Below are 3678 nucleotides of genomic sequence, written 5' to 3'. Positions count from 1 at the left end.
TTTGATTATAGCATATCTTTTGGAAGAACAAAATACTTTATGTACGCCGCCCGCAGGCGGCAAAAGTCAGTCCAGTGGAAATTCCAGCTCGGCAAACTCTGCATCGGTCAGCAGTTTCAGCTTTTCGATAACCACCACCGATAGTTCCCGCAGAGCGGTCTCGTCCGGCATCAGGTAGCACTGCATGAGCCGCAGTTCGTGAATGAGCCCCAGCCGGGTGCCGGTGTTGTAGAGCATCATCAGCATCAGTTCCTCATGGTTAAAGTTCATGCGCATCCCTCACTTTCCGGCAGACGATGGGGTTGCACTCCGGGGCACATAACGGTTCATCCGGTTGTTCCAGATGTCAAAGTCGGCGCAGGCGGTGGCATCCGGGCGCTGGGCGTAGATCATGAGCTGGTCCGCAAAACTGTACTTGTACAGCCGGGATGCGGTGGTCAGGTAGTCCGTCCAGCTTTCCCAGTATCGGGTCAAGCCGTTGGCCGTGCGCTGGGCAAGGGCGAGATATTCTTCGGTTTTGCTTGGCATAGCGTTCCTCCTTCCATTTTTTGAGCATAAAAAGAGCGGGCAACCGTTTTGTGGTCGCCCGCTGGAAAGTGTATTGAGATAAGATTATTTGCTATTGTCCTTTATGTACTTCATAACGCAGCACCCCATCACGATGACAGGAAGCACTGTTCGTAAACCGAGGTCGCCGACCCGCACATTTACATCAACCACAAGTCCTGCAAACCATGCCGCTAAAGTGAAAACAGTTGCCCATCCGTAGCTCATTGAAATCACCTCGTAAAGTTATCTCAGTGCTTTGCCGCCAATTTCTCGGCCATCTCCAGCAGACGGTCAAAGGTCTGCTTTTCTTCCGGCTCCTCGATCAGTTTTGCAAGGAGCGCACGGAACACATCGGTGCTGTCCTGCCCCAACGTAACTGCAACTTTTTCAATGCAGTCGTGCAGTTTTATGACCGCCTTATCGGAGGGTTTGGATTTTGCAAGCAGGTCGGACAGGTAGCTGATGAAGGGATAGGTGGAATCATCGTTGATGATCTCGTTGGTCTCCTCGATGATCTTCTGGTTATCTTCGGGGGTCATATCGCCCTTTTCTTCCCATACATCACGGGAAGATGTGCGGCCTTTCAGAAAGGTGGCAAAAAGCAGGCGGTCGATGGGTGATCTTTTTTTGGTGTCCATTGGCTATCCTCCGCTTTCAATTTTTCTGTGCATTAAAACTGATTTTAGTATAGCATGAATGGAAGTATTCTATCAAGCCCACTTTCTTGCGGGTTATGAAAATTTTTCGGAGCGATGGCTTATGACAATTATCCCAGTTGACAACCATCGACAAGCTGAAAGTCGTCATCGTATTCCTGTTATATAAGGTTGATCGTCGTTTCATCAAAATTCTTAATACTGAACATTGTGCACCACTCTACATCATCCCGAACCGGCTCAAAGTGCAGTGCTGAGCAAGCAGCATGAAGCCTGCCTTGTGATTTTTCTCCAGGCATAATCACTGTTGGTCCGTCAGCTCCACCGATAATGCCTACGCAAGCATTATTTTGGGTTTCCGGCGTGAAGGAGTCTCCCTCCACAGCAATTTCCATAGGCTTATCTCCATCGCAGCAATCACAAATCGAGATATCTTCCTCCGATTCAGGGAAAAGCGTATAACGCATGACGGTAAAATGTGTCGGATAAACCCAGCGGTCAGAACCGAAACACTTTTGAGGAATTGTTTGTTGCTCTATTTCCTGCACGGTCAATGTATAGTTTGTTCCGCTGACCGGATGGAGGAAAGAAAACGAATCACCGGGAGCGTGTGTCTGGAAATGTGGTCCCGGCACACGGCATGGCCGTTGCTCCATCGTAAGGGAGAGGGATTTTATTTCAGGACGGCGTTTGCTTGTCCACGGAAATGCCGCCCGAAAAATCATCCACCCATAGGATGTATCCAAATCATAGTGTTCCAATGCCCACTTTGCTTCCGCTTCATTGATCATCCCGTCTGGCAAACATGGATTAAAGACCACCGAGCAACCGTGGGAGGTCAGCATTGTTTTCCCGTTCAATTCCAAACGAGGAATAAAGTCAAGACAAAGTGGATTTTCTAAATCTATTTGCAGTTGCTGCTCCTGCGTGAAGTATTCACAAGAGTCGTTTTCGGGGTGTAAATCCCATTTAGTCATGAACTTGCGAATGTCTTCCTCCGGGGTACGCATACAAAAGTCCACAACGAACCCCTTGCTGCACGAATACGCCGCAGGAATGATCCAATGATGCCCGGCCCATTCAAATTGCTGATTCAAGGGGACTTCTGTTCCGGCACGTTCTTTTCCCGAATGTCCCCAGAAGTTTCCCTCAAAGTAGACTTTCCACTCCGGGATAGCTGGTTTTGCGTTCTGGTCCACAACATCGTAATATTCTTTGGTGTACTTGATTTTGCTGTAATCAAAAGATGCCTGAAGCTCTTTGATATATGCCCATGGCCGCTCCATTGGCATCAGCTTTAATTTCGTAGCGACAAGCGCAAGGGTTTCCTGCTGCTCCTGCGTGGGAGGGTTGTCTTGTAAGAAGGTTTCAAATTGTGCTTTATCCCACATCCATGCCTGCTCCAATGCTGCCACATCGCCGCAGGCAAGCAGTAGCCGCAGAAAATCAGCGAAATTTTTTGCCAACGGATGAACATAGTTTGGAAATGTGTTCGCCGGGCTGACAGCAAAAACCATACCGCCAAAGCCACGAACAAAACAGAAGTGGATTCCATCCACACCGGTCCAACCAAATACAGACGCACCCTTTGGTGTGCAAAAATACGGTTCGTTATCTGTACGGCGTTCTACGCCTAAGGATGAAAGATCAATGTCAGTCTGTAATAATTTCTGAAATGTTTTGTCCATCGGCTGATCCTCTTAAATAGGAATTTGATTATTTTTTTCCTTTTCGGAGATAAAGAATTGCGGTAACAAGACACATTCCTGCAATTCCTGCCAGAAATGAATTGGAATAGTTCTTTGTCAGAATGGCCCAAAGGTTGATTGACACAAAGACAGTTAAAAATATAATATCGATTATTCTATTTTTCATTTCTGTTACCCCTGCAACTTTCCGAGTTGTCGAGTTCAGTATACCACACCAAATGGCATTGTAAAAGAGAATATGTATGCCGCCCGCAGGCGGCAAAAATCAGTCCGGGGGAAATTCCAGTTCGGCAAACTCGACATCGGTCAGCAGTTTTAGCTTCTCGATAACACCCTCCGACAGTTCCCGCAGGGCAGTTTCATCGGGCATCAGGTAGCACTGCATCAGCCGCAGTTCGTGAATAAGCCCCAGCCGGGTGCCGGTGTTGTAGAGCATCATCAGGGTCAATTCCTCGTGGTCAAAGTTCATGTTCAGCCCTCACTTTCCGGCAGACGATGGGGTTGCACTCCGGGGCATCGCACTTTTCCTTAAGATTCATCAGCACCGAAGGGCGTTCCGGCTGCTTGTCCAGAAACCCCTGTAAATCTTTGAAGCCGATGCTGTCCACATAATGCACAGACACCTCGCCATTGCGTTTAAGTGCGATCACATCGCTGACCGACAGGCTGTGTCCCTCAAAATCCTGCGGACGGGAGAGGTTGAACACCTGAAACAGTTCTTCCAAAACCTCGTTGTTTGGCACATCCTGCCACATGGCGGGCAG

7 protein-coding genes are annotated in these 3678 nt (G+C 48.4%); all 7 read right to left on the bottom strand.

Annotation, left to right across the window (positions count from 1 at the left end; translation table 11 throughout):
- Window positions 1–66: 66 nt before the first annotated feature.
- Window positions 67–270, bottom strand: coding sequence for a transposon-transfer assisting family protein (locus tag DWY76_RS13595; protein WP_044954185.1), 204 nt, complete (start codon window positions 268–270; stop codon window positions 67–69).
- A gap of 9 nt (window positions 271–279) precedes the next feature.
- A complete protein-coding gene (locus DWY76_RS14145; protein WP_165852647.1) occupies window positions 280–528 on the bottom strand; it encodes a hypothetical protein in 249 nt (82 codons plus the stop codon).
- 84 nt (window positions 529–612) lie between these two features.
- A complete protein-coding gene (locus tag DWY76_RS14140) occupies window positions 613–774 on the bottom strand; it encodes a hypothetical protein (RefSeq protein WP_165852646.1) in 162 nt (53 codons plus the stop codon).
- 23 nt (window positions 775–797) lie between these two features.
- Window positions 798–1187 (bottom strand): hypothetical protein, encoded by a 390-nt coding sequence (locus DWY76_RS13585; protein ID WP_097779478.1) that lies wholly within the window; start codon window positions 1185–1187, stop codon window positions 798–800.
- Window positions 1188–1366: 179 nt separating this feature from the next.
- A complete protein-coding gene (locus tag DWY76_RS13580; RefSeq protein ID WP_097779479.1) occupies window positions 1367–2893 on the bottom strand; it encodes a hypothetical protein in 1527 nt (508 codons plus the stop codon).
- 286 nt (window positions 2894–3179) lie between these two features.
- On the bottom strand, window positions 3180–3383 hold the full coding sequence (locus tag DWY76_RS13575; protein WP_120081593.1) for a transposon-transfer assisting family protein: 204 nt from the start codon (window positions 3381–3383) through the stop codon (window positions 3180–3182).
- Window positions 3373–3678, bottom strand: a 306-nt coding sequence (locus DWY76_RS13570) for a YodL domain-containing protein (RefSeq protein ID WP_243112063.1), incomplete at its 5' end; no start/stop codon positions are given. The genes DWY76_RS13570 and DWY76_RS13575, both read right to left, overlap by 11 nt.

Source organism: Faecalibacterium sp. AF27-11BH (assembly GCF_003603005.1).
Classification (GTDB): Bacteria; Bacillota; Clostridia; order Oscillospirales; family Ruminococcaceae; genus Faecalibacterium; species Faecalibacterium taiwanense.
This window is presented reverse-complemented; position numbering and strand designations above follow the sequence as displayed.